Annotated in this window: 15 protein-coding genes; all 15 read left to right on the forward strand. The window is 45.4% G+C overall.

The window, feature by feature from the left end:
* The first annotated feature begins 114 nt into the window (after positions 1-114).
* The 15 genes from frr (at position 115) to Xsto_RS05765 (ending at position 18,356) form a co-directional block, all read left to right on the forward strand.
* Positions 115-672, forward strand: a complete 558-nt coding sequence (frr, locus tag Xsto_RS05695) for a ribosome recycling factor (protein ID WP_099108913.1) — start codon at positions 115-117, stop codon at positions 670-672.
* 234 nt (positions 673-906) lie between these two features.
* The gene (ispC, locus tag Xsto_RS05700) at positions 907-2,103 is read left to right on the forward strand and encodes a 1-deoxy-D-xylulose-5-phosphate reductoisomerase (protein WP_099124346.1); all 1,197 of its coding nucleotides are present in this window, start codon (positions 907-909) and stop codon (positions 2,101-2,103) included.
* A gap of 255 nt (positions 2,104-2,358) precedes the next feature.
* Positions 2,359-3,111 (forward strand): (2E,6E)-farnesyl-diphosphate-specific ditrans,polycis-undecaprenyl-diphosphate synthase, encoded by a 753-nt coding sequence (ispU, locus tag Xsto_RS05705; RefSeq protein WP_099108911.1) that lies wholly within the window; start codon positions 2,359-2,361, stop codon positions 3,109-3,111.
* Between the two features lie 9 nt (positions 3,112-3,120).
* A complete protein-coding gene (gene cdsA, locus Xsto_RS05710) occupies positions 3,121-3,984 on the forward strand; it encodes a phosphatidate cytidylyltransferase (protein ID WP_099108910.1) in 864 nt (287 codons plus the stop codon).
* 10 nt (positions 3,985-3,994) lie between these two features.
* A complete protein-coding gene (gene rseP / locus Xsto_RS05715; RefSeq protein WP_099108909.1) occupies positions 3,995-5,347 on the forward strand; it encodes a sigma E protease regulator RseP in 1,353 nt (450 codons plus the stop codon).
* Positions 5,348-5,380: 33 nt separating this feature from the next.
* Positions 5,381-7,789 (forward strand): outer membrane protein assembly factor BamA, encoded by a 2,409-nt coding sequence (gene bamA / locus Xsto_RS05720; protein WP_099108908.1) that lies wholly within the window; start codon positions 5,381-5,383, stop codon positions 7,787-7,789.
* A gap of 97 nt (positions 7,790-7,886) precedes the next feature.
* Positions 7,887-8,384, forward strand: a complete 498-nt coding sequence (gene skp, locus Xsto_RS05725) for a molecular chaperone Skp (protein WP_099108907.1) — start codon at positions 7,887-7,889, stop codon at positions 8,382-8,384.
* A gap of 4 nt (positions 8,385-8,388) precedes the next feature.
* A complete protein-coding gene (gene lpxD, locus Xsto_RS05730) occupies positions 8,389-9,417 on the forward strand; it encodes a UDP-3-O-(3-hydroxymyristoyl)glucosamine N-acyltransferase (RefSeq protein WP_099108906.1) in 1,029 nt (342 codons plus the stop codon).
* 229 nt (positions 9,418-9,646) lie between these two features.
* On the forward strand, positions 9,647-10,099 hold the full coding sequence (gene fabZ, locus Xsto_RS05735; protein WP_099108905.1) for a 3-hydroxyacyl-ACP dehydratase FabZ: 453 nt from the start codon (positions 9,647-9,649) through the stop codon (positions 10,097-10,099).
* A 3-nt stretch (positions 10,100-10,102) separates the two neighbouring features.
* A complete protein-coding gene (gene lpxA, locus Xsto_RS05740; protein WP_099124347.1) occupies positions 10,103-10,900 on the forward strand; it encodes an acyl-ACP--UDP-N-acetylglucosamine O-acyltransferase in 798 nt (265 codons plus the stop codon).
* Between the two features lie 129 nt (positions 10,901-11,029).
* A complete protein-coding gene (gene lpxB / locus Xsto_RS05745) occupies positions 11,030-12,214 on the forward strand; it encodes a lipid-A-disaccharide synthase (RefSeq protein WP_099124348.1) in 1,185 nt (394 codons plus the stop codon).
* On the forward strand, positions 12,214-12,804 hold the full coding sequence (gene rnhB / locus Xsto_RS05750) for a ribonuclease HII (RefSeq protein ID WP_099124349.1): 591 nt from the start codon (positions 12,214-12,216) through the stop codon (positions 12,802-12,804). The genes lpxB and rnhB overlap by 1 nt, the downstream gene beginning before the upstream one ends.
* A gap of 28 nt (positions 12,805-12,832) precedes the next feature.
* Entirely contained in the window at positions 12,833-16,315 is a 3,483-nt protein-coding gene (dnaE, locus tag Xsto_RS05755) for a DNA polymerase III subunit alpha (protein ID WP_099124350.1), read from the forward strand.
* 12 nt (positions 16,316-16,327) lie between these two features.
* Complete coding sequence (gene accA, locus Xsto_RS05760; RefSeq protein ID WP_099108900.1) at positions 16,328-17,287, forward strand: acetyl-CoA carboxylase carboxyl transferase subunit alpha; 960 nt, start codon at positions 16,328-16,330, stop codon at positions 17,285-17,287.
* 151 nt (positions 17,288-17,438) lie between these two features.
* On the forward strand, positions 17,439-18,356 hold the full coding sequence (locus Xsto_RS05765) for a DMT family transporter (RefSeq protein WP_099124351.1): 918 nt from the start codon (positions 17,439-17,441) through the stop codon (positions 18,354-18,356).
* Positions 18,357-18,360: the final 4 nt, after the last annotated feature.

The following is an 18,360-nucleotide window of genomic DNA, read 5'->3' on the forward strand; positions in this document are numbered from 1 at the left end:
AGATTTGACGGTATGATCAGCGTCCTGATGCGCCAAATTTAATGACACAGGGTCATAGTATGCCATGCTGGCATGTATGGTCTAGAAAATAACCAGTTCCCAAGGGTTTATAACGTGATTAATGAAATCAAGAAAGACGCACAAGACCGCATGGAAAAAAGCGTCGAAGCACTGAAAAACCAAATCAGCAAGGTACGTACTGGCCGTGCTTCTCCTAGCCTGCTAGATGGCATCAGCATCGAATATTATGGCGCAGCGACTCCATTGCGTCAGATTGCGAACGTTGTTGCTGAAGATGCACGTACTTTAGCGATCACAGTATTTGATCGTTCTATGACTCCGGCTGTTGAAAAAGCGATTATGGCTTCTGATTTGGGTCTGAATCCATCTTCTGCCGGAACCATTATTCGTGTTCCTCTGCCTCCACTGACTGAAGAACGTCGTAAAGATTTGATCAAAGTGGTTCGTGGTGATGCAGAGCAGGGGCGTGTATCTATCCGTAATATCCGCCGCGATGCTAACGATAAAGTTAAAGCACTGCTGAAAGATAAAGAAATCAGCGAAGATGAAGAACGTCGTTCACAGGACGATATTCAGAAACTGACTGATACCTTCATTAAAAAGATTGATGAAGCACTGGCGAACAAAGAAACAGAGTTGATGGAATTCTAATTGCCATTTCTCTGCTATGCCTGGTTGATTTCGGGTTGTTTCTCAGTCAATAAAGAGGCAGCTTGAAAGACAACGGGCATAACTTAACGCCGCAGCCCTGCGGCGTTATTCTTATCATTTAATATTATCAATATTACATTTCGTATCACATTTCTTTCTCAGGCAATGGACATAGCGATCAGGACAGATCAAACTATTGCGATATTATGTCAGTAGAATACTCAGAGTATTAATATGAAACGCTTAACTATCCTCGGCTCAACGGGGTCCATCGGGACAAGTACACTCTCAGTTGTCAGAAAGAACCCAGATAAATTCCGTGTTGTGGCACTTGTTGCCGGGAAAAATAGTGGAGTCATGGCACAACAGTGTTTGGAATTTCAGCCTCAGTATGCCGCAATGTTCGATGAACATGCCGCAACAGAATTGCGGCGGTTATTGCAGGAACAGGGTTGCCAGACTGAAGTTTTGTCTGGAAAAGAGGCTATTTGTGATTTAGCCGCGCTGGAAGATGTCGATCAGGTTATGTCTGCTATTGTCGGTATTGCGGGGTTACTGCCAACACTGGCGGCTATCCGTAAAGGTAAGCAGGTTCTGCTGGCTAACAAAGAATCGCTTATTACCAGCGGGCGTTTATTTATGGAGGCGGTTAATCAATATAAAGCACAGTTGTTGCCGATTGATAGCGAACATAATGCCATTTTTCAGAGTTTACCTGAGTCAGTCCAACACAATCTTGGTAATGCCACTTTAAAAGATCATGGTATTTCCAGTATTATTCTGACCGGTTCTGGCGGCCCATTCCGTAAAACGCCGCTGGAAAAATTCTCTTCTGTCACCCCCGATGAAGCTTGTGCTCACCCAATCTGGTCAATGGGTCGTAAAATTTCCGTTGATTCTGCAACAATGATGAATAAAGGGCTGGAATATATTGAAGCCCGCCATCTGTTCAACGCTTCTGCTGATGAAATGGAAGTTCTGTTGCATCCGCAATCCGTTATCCACTCAATGGTGCGTTATCAGGATGGCAGTATCATTGCACAGTTGGGCACGCAGGATATGTGTACGCCAATTGCTTATAGCATGGCTTATCCCAATCGTATTGAGTCTGGCGCTAAACCGCTGGATTTTACTGAACTCAGCACACTGACTTTCGAAGCTCTGGATTATCGTCGTTATCCCTGCCTCAAACTGGCGATTGACGCCTGTCATGAAGGTCAGGCCGCAACAACTGCATTGAATGCCGCTAATGAAGAAACAGTGAGTGCCTTTTTGCAGAATCAGATTCGCTTCACTGATATTGCGGTGATGAATCGACAGGTTGTAGAGAAATTAAATTTGCCTGAACCTCAAAGCATTGAAGAGGTCTTAGAAATCGACCATATAGCAAGAACTCTGGCGAAAGAGGCAATTGGCGCCTTTGCTAACTAGCGAATTTTGTTAATAAGTATATGTTTGTTTGCATTTTGGCAAATGATATAGTTCGCAGGTAAATCGTAGTTGCTATAATAGCCAGTTCAATATTTAGCTTATTTTGGTATCTGTTTTTAAAGCATGTATCAGAGATAAAGGTTTTCGACCGGGTCTATGCCAGAAACAGCCGTGATAATTGTTGGCACGGCTTTTTCATGTGTGGAAATTCTTGAGCTATAAAGTGTCAGCTTAATTATTTAAGGATTAGTTTGAGTGATATCTCCTAGTGATTGTGACTCATCGCTGTCATTACCCAGACATGTTGCCATCATTATGGATGGTAATGGGCGTTGGGCAAAAAAGCGTGGGAAGTTAAGAGTTTTTGGTCATCGTGCAGGGATTAAGGCTGTACGAAGTGCTGTGAGCTTTTCGGTTAAAAATAATATCGAATCACTGACATTATATGCTTTCAGTAGCGAAAACTGGAATCGTCCACAACAAGAAGTCAGTTCATTAATGGAACTGTTTGTTTTTGCTCTCGATAATGAAGTGAAGAGCTTACATAAGCACAATGTGAAATTGTCTGTTATTGGTGATATTAGTCGGTTCAGCTCACGGTTGCAGGAGCGTATCCGCCGTTCAGTTGAGTTGACGGCGGGCAATACCGGATTGCAGCTTAATATTGCTGCCAATTATGGCGGTCGTTGGGATTTAATTCAGAGTGTCAGGCAGGTTGCTGAAAAAGTCAGGGCAAATCAGCTTGAACCTGAAGACATTACCGAGTCAACAGTAAGCAGTTTTATGAGCCTGAGTCAGCAGTCTGATGTTGATTTAGTGATCAGAACCGGGGGCGAGCATCGTATCAGTAATTTCCTGTTATGGCAGATAGCTTATGCAGAATTATATTTTACCGATATACTTTGGCCTGATTTTGATGAAACAGCCTTTGAAGGTGCTATTCATGCCTTTATTAAACGAGAACGCCGTTTTGGCGGAACGCCAGACGATGCCGAAGTGGGATCATAGGAGGAGAACTTGCTGAAGTACCGTCTTTTAACTACGTTAATATTAATTCCCCTTGTTGTTGCAGCTCTGTTTTTACTTCCTCCTTCAGGGTTCGGGCTGGTTGTCATTGCAGTTTCAGCACTCGCTGCATGGGAATGGGGGCAATTTGCCGGATTATTCACACAGTCAAAACGCATAGCACTGGCAGTATTGTGTGCCGCTGGGCTGCTTGCTTTACAACATTCTTTGGCAGACTTTACTCACCTGACTGAGAAACCTCAAATTCTGTATCTTTTATGGGCAGGAATGCTCTGGTGGGTTGTCGCTGTCATATTAGTTGTTGCTTATCCAGCTTCAGCTTCTATTTGGAAATCTTCCGTTATATTGCGCCTGCTATTCGGTTTTCTGACTATTGTGCCATTCTATTGTGGAATGATGGTTCTCCGCACTCAGGGGTATGAAAATAATACCTATAATGGTGCGTGGTGGCTGCTGTATGTGATGCTGCTGGTTTGGGCCGCTGATTCAGGGGCTTATATCTTTGGGCGCACATTAGGTAAACACAAAATGGCACCTAAAGTATCCCCGGGTAAAACCCTTGAAGGGCTGGCCGGAGGGCTGCTGACTGCGGCACTTATTTCCTGGTTATTCAGTAAATTTGCTCCAGTCCCAGTGATGCCTGAAAACTTGTTGCTGATTTCTGCTGTTGTCGTTATTGCCTCTGTTTTTGGTGATCTGACCGAAAGTATGTTTAAACGGGAATCGGGTATTAAAGATAGTAGTCAGTTGATCCCGGGGCATGGCGGAGTGATGGATCGGGTGGACAGTTTAACGGCGGCAGTACCTGTTTTTGCCGGGCTGGTAATGTTAGTTTCTTCTGGATTTGGTCTCTGAAGGTACATTAATGGATATTCTCTGGAATCTGGCTGCATTTATTGTTGCATTGGGAGTGCTTGTTACAGTGCATGAATTTGGTCACTTTTGGGTGGCCAGACGGTGTGGTATTTACGTTGAGCGTTTTTCTATCGGGTTTGGTAAAGCGCTTTGGCGTCGTACAGATAAACAGGGAACTGAATTCGTTATTGCCCTTATTCCTTTAGGCGGCTATGTCAAAATGCTCGATGAAAGAGTTGAGACTGTCGCTCCTGAGCGCCGCCATATGGCGTTCAATAACAAAACTATCGGGCAGAGGGCGGCAGTTGTCAGTGCCGGGCCAATCGCAAACTTTATTCTGGCTATTGTTGCTTACTGGCTGGTTTTTGTGATCGGCGTACCTTCGGTTCGTTCAGTTATCTTGGATGTTAAGCCTGACTCGATTGCGGCCCAGGCAAATATTTTGCCCGGAATGGAACTAAAAGCCGTTGATGGCATCGAAACTCCTGACTGGAATTCAGTAAGACTCGCTTTGATAAGTAAAGTCGGAGAATCTTCTGTGTCGCTGGATGTGGCCCCGGAGGATTCTTCGGAATCCATTCAAAAGACTCTGGATTTACGGCACTGGGCTTTTGATCCGTCCCGGCAGGACATCCTGCTGTCTTTAGGCATTATGCCCGTTATTCCGTACCCTAGTTCTCAGATAGAGAAAATTTATCCCGGCTCAGCGGCGGAAAAAGCGGGTTTACAAAGCGGGGACAGGATCGTTAAAGTCGATGGCCAGAACGTAGATATTTGGCACTCTTTTGCATCTTACGTCAGGAAGAATCCGAATACTCCCCTGAAACTTGATGTTGCAAGAGCTGGCAGTATGATGACTCTGTCATTGATACCTGAGGCTAAGAAACTTTCCGATGGGCGCGAAGAAGGTTTTGCCGGAGTTGAATTGAAAATTATTCCATTGGCTGATGAATACAGAACAGTTCAGCAGTATGGGCCTTTCTATTCCGTTTATGAAGCTGGAGAGAAAACCTGGCAATTGATCAAGCTGACCGTGAATATGATTGGCAAATTGATTGTCGGGGATGTGAAACTTGATAATTTGAGTGGCCCTATTTCCATAGCCAAGGGTGCTGGTGTGTCAGCGGATTCTGGCTTGGTGTATTATTTGATGTTTTTGGCGTTAATCAGCGTCAATCTTGGGATCATAAACTTGTTCCCGTTACCTGTACTAGATGGTGGACACTTGCTTTTCCTTGCTATCGAGAAGATCAAGGGAGGGCCAGTTTCCGAGCGTGTACAAGACTTCAGTTATCGCATTGGTGCTATATTGCTGGTGTTATTAATGGGGCTTGCACTTTTCAATGATTTCTCCCGCTTTTAGGTGGGGGACCAGTTAGGAAAACGCATAACAACGATGGCGATGAAAAAGTTGCTCATAGCGTCGCTGCTGTTCGGCAGCGCCACTGCATACGGTTCAGACGGATTCGTAGTTCAGGACATTCATTTTGAGGGTCTTCAACGTGTCACCGTTGGTGCAGCATTATTGAATATGCCAGTTCGCGTAGGTGATACAGTCAGCGATGAAGATATCAGTCGTATGATTCATGCCCTGTTCGCGACTGGAAACTTTGAAGATGTTCGTGTCTTGCGTGATGGTAATTCACTGGTTGTTCAGGTAAAAGAACGACCAACCATCGCCAGTATTACTTTCTCCGGTAACAAGGCCGTGAAAGATGACATGCTCAAGAGTAATCTTGAAGCATCGCGCGTTCGTGTTGGTGAAGCCCTTGACCGCACCATGCTGTCGAATATCGAAAAAGGGCTGGAAGATTTTTACTATAGCGTCGGTAAATACAACGCTACAGTGAAGGCTGTTGTTACACCACTTCCCCGTAATCGGGTTGACTTGAAACTTGTTTTTTCTGAGGGTGTCTCCGCCAAAATTCAGCAAATTAACATTGTTGGCAATAAAGATTTCTCAACGAGTGAGTTACTCGATAGTTTCCAACTCAGAGATGATGTTCCGTGGTGGAATCTGACGGCTGATCAGAAATATCAGAAGCAGAAATTAGAAGGTGACCTTGAGAAATTGCGTAGTTTCTACCTTGATAGAGGCTATGCGCGGTTTAATATTGATTCGACTCAGGTGAATCTGACGCCTGATAAAAAAGGGATTTATATTACTATCAACGTCACTGAAGGGGATCAATATAAAATCTCAGGTGTTGATGTTAGTGGTAATCTGGCAGGGTATCAGGCTCAAATAACAAAACTGACTACTATTAAGCCGGGTTCACTGTATAACGGAACAGAAGTTACCCACATAGAAACAGCAATCAAACAGCTTCTTGGCCGTTATGGTTATGCTTATCCTCGGGTCATGACACAACCTGAAATCAATGATGCCGACAAGACGGTGAAGTTGCATATCAATGTGGATGCCGGTAACCGCTTTTATGTACGTAATATTCGTTTTTCTGGTAATACCACCAGTAAAGATTCGGTATTGCGTCGCGAAATGCGCCAGATGGAAGGGGCGTGGCTGGGTAGTGACTTAGTTGAGTATGGCAAAGAGCGTCTCAATCGTCTGGGTTATTTTGAAACTGTTGATGTTGCCACCGAACGTGTGCCGGGTAGCCCGGATCAGGTTGACGTCATTTATAAAGTTAAAGAACGTAACACAGGCAGCATGAACTTTTCTGTTGGCTACGGTACTGAAAGCGGCATGAGTTTTCAGGTCGGCGTTCAGCAGGATAACTGGCTGGGTACAGGTAATGCGGTTGGGATCAGCGCCAGTAAGAATGATTATTCAACATCGGCTGACTTGTCGTTTACTAACCCTTACTTCACTGTTGACGGGGTAAGTTTAGGCGGGCGGATATTCTATAGTGATTTCCGTGCGGATGATGCCTCGCTTTCTAATTATACCAATAAATCATACGGTACAGATGGCTCTCTTGGCGTTCCTCTGAATGAAAATAACTCATTATATTTCCGATTAGGTTATGTTCATAACTCGTTGTCTAATATACGTCCTCAGTTAGCGATGTGGCGCTATATGGAGAAAATGCATAAAAAGCCGGATTTCACGGATAAAATCAGGTTTGATGCCAATGACGTAACAATGACAGTGGGCTGGAGCTATAACAACCTTGACCGTGCTTTCTTCCCAACATCAGGTGTTAAAGCCGGTTTGGATACAAAAGTCACGGTGCCTGGCTCTGATAACCAGTTCTATAAAGTTACGCTGAACTCTTCCGGCTACTATCCTATTGATGAAGATCGTACATGGGTCATGATGGGACGTACCCGATTGGGTTATGGTGGTGGCATTGGGGGCAAGGAGCTGCCATTTTATGAGAACTTTTATGCCGGTGGCTCCAATAGCGTCCGTGGTTTCCGTCCTAACAATATTGGGCCAAAAGCGGTTTACCTTGAAAAAGGCCCGGGAGGCCAGCCTAAGGTTAACTCAAGAGGTTCATTCCAGGATGCAGTGGGTGGTAATGCGATAGCAGTTGCCAACTTCGAGCTGATTACGCCAACACCGTTCCTGGATGCAAAATATGCTAATTCTGTACGAACATCTCTGTTTGTAGATGCGGGAACAGTATGGGATACCAGCTGGAGCAACAGTTACGATGGGGTAAATTACCCTGATTTACCTGATTACGGTAAACCCAATAGAATACGTGTTTCTACTGGTATCGCACTTCAATGGTTATCACCATTGGGGCCTCTATCTTTCTCTTATGCGAAGCCAGTCAAAGATTACAAAGGGGATAGAACAGAGCAATTCCAGTTCAACATCGGTGGAACCTGGTAAAAAACCAATCGTTATTGGTAGGAAATCGCCTTATTATTAGATAAGGCGATTATAAATATTCCAACGTGTAAAATGGCGTAGGTCAAAGGAGTTTATAGTGAAGAAAGTACTGTGTGCAGTAAGCCTTGGTATTGCATTAGCGTTTTCTGCCGGTGTTCAGGCAGCGGACAAAATCGCTGTTGTGAATATGGCTGAAATTTTCCAACAATTGCCAGCTCATGAAGCTGTTGCAAAACAATTGGAAAATGAATTCAAAGGCCGCGTTTCCGATTTACAACGTATGGAATCTGATTTGCAGTCTAACATCCAGAAATTGCAGCGTGATGGCTCAACAATGAAAGCGAGCGACCGCGAAAAACTGGAAAAAGACGTAATGGCTAAACGTGATGAGTTTGCGAAGAAAGCACAGTCTCTTGACAACGATAGCCGTCGCCGTCAGATGGAAGAACGCAATAAGCTCGTCAACCGCATTCAGGATGCAGTTAAGGTTGTTGCCGGTAAAGAAGGTTATGACCTTGTTCTTGATGCAAGTACCGTAGTATATGCTGCATCCGGTAAAGATATTACTTCAGACGTCATGAAGCAGGTTAAATAATTAAATGGTTTCAATTCGATTGGCTGATCTTGCTCAGCAGTTGAATGCGCAATTACATGGTGATGGCGATATCGTCATCACTGGTATTGCTCCTATGTATTCAGCAAACAGCGAACAAATTACATTTTTATCAGATAGCCGTTATACCGATAAACTTGCAGAGTGTCAGGCTGCGGCAATTGTGTTGAGCGAAGCCGATCTTCCTCATTGTAAAGTTGCTGCACTGGTGGTTGATAACCCGTATCTGGCTTATGCGCGTATGGCGCAAATTATGGATATAACGCCACAACCAGCGCAGGATATCCACTCGTCAGCAGTGATTTCTCCAGAAGCGACATTGGGAAGAAATGTTGCAATCGGAGCAAATGCTGTCATCGAATCTGGTGTTGTACTTGGTGATAATGTCATCATTGGTGCTGGCTGTTTTGTTGGTAAAAATACCCGTATTGGTACAGGAACCCGTCTTTGGGCCAATGTTTCGGTATATCATAACGTTGAAATGGGTGAGCAGTGTCTTATTCAGTCAGGTGCTGTAATAGGCTCTGATGGTTTTGGTTATGCGAATGATCGCGGTAACTGGATTAAAATCCCGCAGTTAGGCACGGTCATTATTGGTGATCGCGTTGAAATAGGCGCATGTACGACTATCGATCGTGGTGCTCTGGATAACACTATCATCGGTAATGGTGTTATCATTGATAACCAGTGCCAGATTGCTCACAACGTTATCATTGGTGATAACACGGCAATAGCGGGTGGCGTTATTATGGCAGGCAGCCTGAAAGTCGGTCGTTATTGTATGATTGGTGGGGCCAGTGTTATCAACGGACATATGGAAATCTGTGATAAAGTAACTGTGACTGGCATGAGCATGGTAATGCGCCCAATCACTGAACCTGGTGTATACTCATCGGGTATCCCGCTGCAACAGAACAAAGTCTGGCGTAAGACGGCTGCTTTGGTAATGAATATCAACGAAATGAATAAGCGGTTGAAATCTGTTGAACGCAAGCTTGAAGGTGACAACAAGTAATCATACAAACATTTTGTTGGTTAAGTTTTTATTTTTACGGCCTGTCTGATAACTCCACCGGAGTTAACGCAGGCCGTGTCATTAGTGCTTTTTTTATACTGCATTAGTTTTATTCACAATGGATTTCAAGATGCGTAGCCAACTAAAGAAGCAACTTGAAAGACGAAGTGTATTGTATAGTGCATATTTTTTAATACTACGATTGGATATAGACAGGAAGAGTATTTAGATGAGTGATAATCATACTCTGCAAATTGAAGAAATTTTGAAATTACTGCCACATCGCTACCCATTTTTACTGGTAGACCGAGTTCTGGATTTCGAAAAAGGCAAGTTTCTGCGAGCAGTTAAAAATGTAACGGTTAATGAACCATTCTTTCAGGGACATTTCCCGGGTAAACCTATTTTCCCCGGCGTTCTGATCCTTGAAGCAATGGCTCAGGCGACAGGAATTCTGGCATTCAAAACTGTTGGTACGCTGGAGCCAGGAGAATTGTATTACTTTGCAGCGATTGATGGCGCACGTTTTAAGCGTCCGGTTCTGCCAGGTGATCAAATGATTATGGAAGTAGAGTTTATTAAAGAACGCCGTGGTGTTGCGCGTTTCAGAGGTGTAGCGAAAGTCGATGGAGAAGTGGCTTGCGAAGCTGAAATGATGTGTGCCCGCCGCCGTGAGGCTTAATGCATGATTGATCAGACCGCTGTTATTCATCCTTCTTCAATTATTGAAGAAGGAGCTGTTATTGGTGCCAATGTTCGTATTGGCCCATTTTGTTATATCGGTTCGCAAGTAGAAATTGGTGAAGGGACTGAATTGAAATCCCACGTTGTGATCAACGGGATAACCAAAATTGGCCGAGATAACCAAATTTATCAATTTGCTTCAATTGGTGAGGTCAATCAGGATCTCAAATATCAGGGTGAACCGACTCGTGTTGAGATCGGGGATCGTAACCGTATTCGCGAAAGTGTATCCATTCACCGTGGTACTGTTCAGGGTGGTGGATTAACTAAAGTCGGCAGTGATAACTTGCTGATGATTAATGCTCACATTGCCCATGACTGTATTGTGGGTGATCGCTGCATCATTGCCAATAATGGTACTTTGGGCGGGCATGTCATTCTTGGTGATTACGTGATCATCGGTGGTATGACTGCTGTTCATCAGTTCTGCCAGATTGGCTCCCATGTTATGGTCGGCGGTTGTTCCGGTGTTGCTCAGGATATACCTCCCTATGTTATTGCGCAGGGGAATCACGCCACGCCTTTCGGTCTGAATATTGAAGGCCTGAAACGTCGTGGGTTTGATAAAGAGTCGCTGCACGCTATTCGTAATGCTTATAAAGCACTTTATCGCAGTGGAAAAACGTTGGAAGAAGCCAGAAACGAGATCGAAACTCAGGCCGAAAACAACCCACACGTAAAATTATTCAGTGATTTTCTGGCGAATTCAGCAAAATCCAGTCGCGGCATTATTCGCTAAGTATACCCTATGGATTTCGAGTTGCATTGAGGCGGCAAGGGAGTTCATCCCCAGGAGCATAGATAACTATGTGACCGGGGTGAGCGAGTGCAGCCAACAAAGAGGCAATTTGAAAGACGACGGGTATAGATAAAGGGTGTTCCTTTGACTACCATTTCTTCTGTTAACCATCAGCGCCCACTGACAATTGGCTTAGTCGCCGGAGAAACTTCCGGTGATATCCTAGGGGCGGGGCTGATCCGTGCATTGAAAGCTAAAATTCCTGACGCCCGCTTTGTGGGGGTCGCAGGTCCTCTTATGCAGGCCGAAGGTTGTGAAGCCTGGTATGAGATGGAAGAACTGGCGGTCATGGGGATCGTTGAAGTTCTGGGGCGTTTGCCGCGTTTACTGAAAATCCGCAAAGATTTAACGGCTCGTTTTACGGAGTTGAAGCCGGATGTTTTTGTTGGTATTGATGCACCAGATTTCAACATCACTTTAGAAGGCCGTCTGAAACAGCAGGGGATCCGGACGATTCATTATGTCAGCCCATCGGTATGGGCATGGCGCCAGAAGCGGGTGTTTAAAATCGGCCGCGCAACAGATCTGGTACTGGCATTTCTACCCTTTGAAAAAGCGTTTTATGATCGGTTTAATGTGCCATGCCAGTTTATTGGGCATACAATGGCTGATGCCATGCCGTTGCAAACAGATAAAATAGCCGCCAGAAAAGGTTTAGATATTCCGGTAAATGTCCATTGTCTGGCTATCCTGCCGGGCAGCCGCCACGCTGAAGTAGAAATGCTCAGCGCCGACTTTTTGAGAACCGTGCAGTTACTCAGGAATGAAATCCCTGATCTGCATGTATTGGTTCCATTGGTAAATGCCAAACGGCGTGAGCAGTTCCAGCGTATCAAAAATGAAGTTGCACCGGATTTATCCATTCACATATTAGATGGTCAGGCTCGTGCAGCTATGATTGCCAGTGATGCAACTTTATTGGCATCCGGTACGGCAGCACTGGAATGTATGCTGGCTAAATGCCCGATGGTGGTGGGTTATAGAATGAAGCCTTTTACATTCTGGCTGGCAAAACGTCTGGTAAAAACCCCTTATGTTTCCCTGCCTAATTTGCTGGCAGGTAAAGAATTAGTCAAAGAATTACTACAGGATGAATGTGAGCCTCAGGCACTGTTGGCGGCATTGTTGCCGTTGTTACGTGGTGGTGTTGAGGTGGAAGCGTTGAAAGAAACCTTCCTGCATTTGCATGAAAGTATTCGCTGTGATGCCGATGAACAGGCGGCACAAGCGGTACTGGAATTAGCGAGAAAATAATGAATTTTGTTTATCCGCAGGCGAATCTGATTGCCGGTGTTGATGAAGTCGGGCGTGGCCCGCTGGTGGGGGCCGTGGTGACTGCGGCAGTTATTCTTGATCCGGCCAGACCTATTACTGGCTTGATGGATTCGAAAAAACTGACAGAAAAACGTCGCGAGGCGCTTTATCTGGAGATCACAGAAAAAGCGTTGTGCTGGAGCCTTGGGCGCGCTGAACCGGAAGAGATTGACCGTATCAATATTCTCCATGCCACCATGCTTGCAATGCAGCGGGCTGTTGAAGGCTTAGCAATTCAGCCAGATTATGTCCTGATTGACGGAAACCGTTGCCCGGTATTATCAATGTCAGCACAGGCAGTCGTTAAGGGAGATAGTCTGGTTGCAGAGATCAGTGCCGCTTCCATTCTGGCTAAAGTGACGCGGGACAGAGAAATGGCCGAGCTGGATAAACAGTTCCCTGAATATGGTTTTGCAAAGCATAAAGGTTATCCTACCGCCCTGCATTTGGAAAAACTGTCTCTGCTGGGTGCGACGGAACACCATCGTAAAAGTTTTGCGCCAGTTAAACGCGCGCTGGCTATTGGATAAAAATCTGGAATAAGTATCTGGACAGACTATGACAGAACCACGTTTCGTACACTTACGTGTTCACAGCGATTATTCAATGATTGATGGCTTAGCCAAAACCGGCTCACTGATAAAAAAAGTCGCCGGATTGGGGATGCCTGCTTTTGCAATCACTGATTTTACCAATCTGTGTGGCCTTGTGAAATTTTATGGCAGTGCCCATAGTTCAGGAGTCAAACCCATCATTGGGGCCGATTTCTATATGGAAAGTGAACAGTTAGGTGATGAGTATGCCCATCTGACCGTTCTGGCCCGTAATAATGAAGGTTATCAAAACCTGACTTTACTGATTTCTGAAGCTTATCAGAAAGGCTATGGTGCGGTCGGCCCGACTATCAGACAAGAATGGCTGGCTAAACACAAGGCGGGGTTGATATTGCTGTCAGGCGGACGCATGGGGGATGTCGGCAAGTTTTTGCTGCGTGGTAACCGCGTGTTAGTCGATCAGTGTCTGGATTTTTATCAGGAACATTTCCCGGATAGTTACTATCTGGAACTTATTCGCACCGGGCGTCAGGATGAAGAATCTTATCTGCACGCTGCGGTTGAACTGGCAGCAGAAAAAAACCTGCCGGTTGTGGCGACCAATGATGTCTGCTTTCTGGAAAGTGGTGATTTTGACGCCCATGAAATTCGTGTTGCTATTCATGACGGCTATACACTTTCCGATCCTAAACGCCCGAAAAATTACAGCCCACAGCAATATTTGCGCAGTGAGCAGGAGATGTGTGAGCTTTTTTCAGACATCCCTGAGGCATTAGCAAATAGCGTAGAAATTGCAAAACGCTGTAATGTCACGATTCGGCTTGGCGAATATTTCCTGCCTAAATTCCCGACAGGGGATATGAGTACCGAAGACTATCTGGTCGAAAAATCAAAACAGGGCTTAGAAGAGCGTCTGGAGTTCCTCTATCCGGATCCGGCAGTCAGGGCCGAAAAGCGGCTGGAATATGATGAACGTCTGGATATTGAGTTAAAAGTTATCAACCAGATGGGTTTTCCCGGTTACTTCCTGATCGTGATGGAGTTTATCCAGTGGTCGAAGGATAACGGTGTGCCGGTAGGCCCGGGGCGTGGCTCCGGTGCGGGTTCTCTTGTCGCTTATGCGCTGAAAATCACAGATCTAGACCCATTGGAGTTTGACTTACTGTTCGAACGTTTCCTGAACCCCGAACGTGTCTCCATGCCTGACTTTGACGTCGATTTCTGCATGGAAAAACGTGATCAGGTGATTGACCATGTTGCGGATATGTACGGACGTGATGCGGTATCGCAGATCATTACCTTTGGTACGATGGCCGCAAAAGCGGTAATTCGTGATGTTGGGCGCGTGCTCGGGCATCCCTATGGCTTTGTTGACCGGATATCTAAGCTGGTTCCTCCTGATCCGGGAATGACACTGGAAAAGGCGTTTGCCGCAGAGCCTCAGCTACCTGAAATTTACGATGCGGATGAAGAAGTTAAAGCGCTGATAGATATGGCGCGGAAACTGGAAGGCGTCACTCGTAACGCGGGTAAACATGCTGGTGGGGTGGTCATCGCTCCGACTAAGATCACTGATTTTGCTCCTATATATTGCGATCCGGAAGGGTTGAACCCGGTTACTCAGTTCGATAAAAACGATGTGGAGTATGCCGGGCTGGTGAAGTTCGACTTTCTTGGTCTGAGAACCCTGACCATCATCAACTGGGCACTTGAGATGGTCAATGCCCGCCGTGTCGGAAAAAATCTGGAACCGATAGATATTGCCGCCATTCCACTGGATGATCAGAAAAGTTTCGATATGCTGCAACGCTCCGAAACGACCGCTGTATTCCAGCTTGAATCCCGTGGCATGAAGGATTTGATCAAACGTCTGCGTCCTGACTGTTTTGAAGATATGATCGCACTGGTGGCCTTGTTCCGGCCGGGGCCTTTGCAATCGGGAATGGTGGATAACTTTATCGACCGTAAACACGGACGGGAAGAAATTTCGTATCCGGATGTTGAATGGCAGCATGAAACGCTGAAACCTGTACTGGAGCCAACTTACGGCATCATCCTGTATCAGGAACAGGTCATGCAGATTGCACAGGTTCTGGCAGGTTATACGCTTGGCGGGGCAGATATGCTCCGTCGTGCGATGGGTAAGAAAAAACCGGAGGAGATGGCTAAGCAGCGCTCAGTCTTTGAAGAAGGGGCTATAAGTCAGGGAGTTGATGGCGAACTTGCGATGAAAATCTTCGATTTGGTGGAGAAATTCGCAGGTTATGGTTTCAATAAATCTCACTCTGCTGCTTACGCGCTGGTTTCTTACCAGACATTATGGTTAAAAGCGCATTATCCGGCAGAATTTATGGCTGCGGTAATGACAGCGGATATGGATAATACAGAGAAAGTTGTTGGTCTGGTGGATGAGTGTTGGCGCATGGGGCTGAAAGTCCTGCCACCGGATATCAATAGCGGGTTATACCATTTCCACGTCAATGATGAAGGCGAAATTGTTTATGGTATTGGCGCAATCAAAGGCGTCGGTGAAGGGCCGATTGAAGCCATTATCGAAGCACGCCAGAAAGGCGGGCATTTTAAAGAACTGTTCGATCTGTGTGCCCGTGTTGATACTAAAAAGCTGAACCGTCGTGTGATGGAGAAGCTGATTATGTCAGGGTCATTCGACAGGCTGGGGCCACATCGTGCTGCTTTGATGTCTTCGCTGGAAGATGCCCTGAAAGCGGCGGATCAGCATGCTAAAGCAGAAGCCACTGGGCAGGCTGATATGTTCGGGGTACTGGCTGAGGAGCCTGAACAGGTTGAACGCTCATATGCCAGTACACCTAAATGGCCGGATCAAGTGGTATTGGATGGCGAGCGCGAGACGCTGGGATTATATCTGACAGGCCACCCGATCACCGGTTATTTAAAAGAAATTGAACGATATACGAATGGATTACGTCTAAAGGATGTGAATCCAACACCCCGTGGTCAGGTAACCACTGTGGTAGGTTTGGTACTGGCATCCAAAATTGTGACGACTAAACGAGGTAATCGGATTGGTATCTGCACATTGGATGATCGTTCAGGACGGCTGGAAATTATGTTGTTCTCCGATGCCCTGGAAAGATATCAACATTTGTTAGAGCAGGACAAAATTTTAATCGCAACCGGACAAGTCAGCTTTGATGACTTTAGCGGTGGGCTTAAAATGACAGCGCGAGAATTAATGGATATCAGTGAGGCGCGTGAAAAATTTGCACGCGGGCTTGCTATCTCGTTATCAGACAGGCAAATTGATGAGCAATTATTGAACCGTCTCCGTGGTGCACTGGAACCACATCGTTCAGGCACGATACCGGTTCATCTTTATTACCAGCGGGTAGATGCCCGTGCCCGTTTACGATTCGGGGCAACATGGCGGGTAACTCCAACGGATACCCTTTTGACAGATCTGCGAACTCTGCTGGGTAGCGAGCAGGTAGAATTAGAATTTGACTAAAATAGGAACGTTATGAGTCTGAATTTTCTGGATTTTGAACAGCCGATTGCTGAGTTGGAAGCGAAAATCGATTCGCTCACTGCGGTTAGCCGTCAAGATGAAAAGCTAGATATCAATCTGGATGAAGAAGTCCAGCGTCTGCGGGAAAAAAGTGTCGAACTGACTCGCAAAATATTCTCTGATTTGGGAGCGTGGCAGGTTTCTCAACTGGCACGTCATCCTCTCCGTCCCTATACGCTGGATTATATTCAGCGCATTTTCACTGACTTTGAAGAGCTGGCGGGTGATCGTGCCTATGCAGATGACAAGGCTATCGTCGGTGGTCTGGCACGTCTTGAAGGCCGTCCGGTCATGGTTATCGGGCATCAGAAAGGCCGTGAAACAAAAGAAAAAATCCGTCGTAACTTTGGTATGCCATCGCCGGAAGGTTATCGCAAGGCTTTGCGCCTGATGGAAATGGCTGAGCGCTTCAAACTGCCGATTATTACTTTTATTGATACCCCGGGAGCATACCCCGGAGTGGGGGCTGAGGAACGAGGTCAGTCGGAAGCCATTGCCCGCAACCTGCGTGAAATGTCCCGTCTGTCTGTGCCGGTTATCTGTACTGTTATCGGTGAAGGTGGTTCTGGTGGTGCTCTGGCACTGAGTGTCGGTGATAAAGTGAATATGTTGCAATACAGTACTTTTTCTACCATTTCTCCGGAAGGTTGTGCGTCTATCTTGTGGAAAAGTGCAGAAAAAGCGCCTTTGGCAGCAGAAGCGATGGGAAATACCGCTCCCCGCCTGAAAGAACTGAATCTGATCGATACCGTGATCCCTGAGCCGTTGGGTGGTGCGCATCGCAACTACGATATAGTGGCAGAATCACTGAAAACCCAATTGTTGTCAGATCTTGCTGAGCTGAGCGAACTGGATAGTGAAGAGTTGGTTAACCGCCGTTATGAGCGTCTGATGCAGTACGGTTATTGCTAATACCCCTCGTCTTTTGACCATTTTGTCGCAGGTGGAAGTATTGGAGAATAATAATTCTCCATTATTTCCACCTGTTTTATTGAGTATGGGAAAAAATCAGTAAAACTATATCTATTGCAGCACTTAAAAAAATAACAAACTGGGTTTTGCTATGGCCAAATATAAATATATTATTTATGCGTTTTCCTGTGTGTTTATCTGGAGTTTTATCCCTTCTATATCGCGCTTTGGTCAGAAAGAGATGGACCATTTTCAATTTTTATTCTGGTCAAATGTGCTGTCTGTGCTGGCAGTTTTTTTGGTTGCAGTGATGATGGGAAGAAACTGGAAGGATCTTATATTTGTTCCTTTTCCTGTCATGATTAAGGTTTTCATACTAGGTGCTCTGGACTGTTTTTTTTATCTGCTGCTGTATTATGGTTATTCCATCGAAAACGGTGTTGCTGTTTTAGTTATTCAATATAGCTGGCCGTTGATGATAATCGGGTTATCGTTTTTCCTGTTTAAAGAAAAATTGTCTATTAAGCAGATGATAGGCATGGCAATTGGCTTCATCGCAGTTGTGATTACCTTTACTCAGGGGAATATTACTGAAATTTCTGTGCAGCATCCGCAAGCTCTGCTTCTGGTCTTTAGCGGAGCATTCTGTTTTGCTCTGTTGTCTGTTTTATCAAAACAATTTGCCATTGACCCTTATATCAGTACGTTTTGGGTATTTGTTAACTCAACTGTCGTTTCTCTTATCTTTTTATTGGCATTCAGCAAATTCAACTGGCCTGTGGGAGATTCACTGATGCCAACAGTGCTGAATGGCATCATATTAAATGGAATATCCTATATTATCTGGTTCAAGGCCATGAGCAGCCCTGATTCGCCTAAAATAGCTTCAATATTATTTTTAGCACCGATATTGTCGATGATGTGGCTGATTTTGTTCTTTGGTGATGAGTTTGTTCCGGCCTACGTAGTAGGATTAGTGCTTGTGATCATATCCGGGATACTTTGCATCAGTGCAAAAAATAAAGCTGATACACAAAACAAACTGCCGGACGATTTAATTGAGGACTGACTTT

The sequence above is a fragment of the Xenorhabdus stockiae genome, assembly GCF_002632825.1.
Taxonomy (GTDB): Bacteria; Pseudomonadota; Gammaproteobacteria; order Enterobacterales; family Enterobacteriaceae; genus Xenorhabdus; species Xenorhabdus stockiae.

Coding starts and splice junctions, on each gene's coding strand:
- ispC (WP_099124346.1), top strand. CDS start 907: ATGAAACGCTTAACTATCCTCGGCTCAACGGGGTCCATCGGGACAAGT.
- rseP (WP_099108909.1), top strand. CDS start 3,995: ATGGATATTCTCTGGAATCTGGCTGCATTTATTGTTGCATTGGGAGTG.
- bamA (WP_099108908.1), top strand. CDS start 5,381: ATGGCGATGAAAAAGTTGCTCATAGCGTCGCTGCTGTTCGGCAGCGCC.
- lpxD (WP_099108906.1), top strand. CDS start 8,389: ATGGTTTCAATTCGATTGGCTGATCTTGCTCAGCAGTTGAATGCGCAA.
- fabZ (WP_099108905.1), top strand. CDS start 9,647: ATGAGTGATAATCATACTCTGCAAATTGAAGAAATTTTGAAATTACTG.
- lpxA (WP_099124347.1), top strand. CDS start 10,103: ATGATTGATCAGACCGCTGTTATTCATCCTTCTTCAATTATTGAAGAA.
- rnhB (WP_099124349.1), top strand. CDS start 12,214: ATGAATTTTGTTTATCCGCAGGCGAATCTGATTGCCGGTGTTGATGAA.
- dnaE (WP_099124350.1), top strand. CDS start 12,833: ATGACAGAACCACGTTTCGTACACTTACGTGTTCACAGCGATTATTCA.
- accA (WP_099108900.1), top strand. CDS start 16,328: ATGAGTCTGAATTTTCTGGATTTTGAACAGCCGATTGCTGAGTTGGAA.
- Xsto_RS05765 (WP_099124351.1), top strand. CDS start 17,439: ATGGCCAAATATAAATATATTATTTATGCGTTTTCCTGTGTGTTTATC.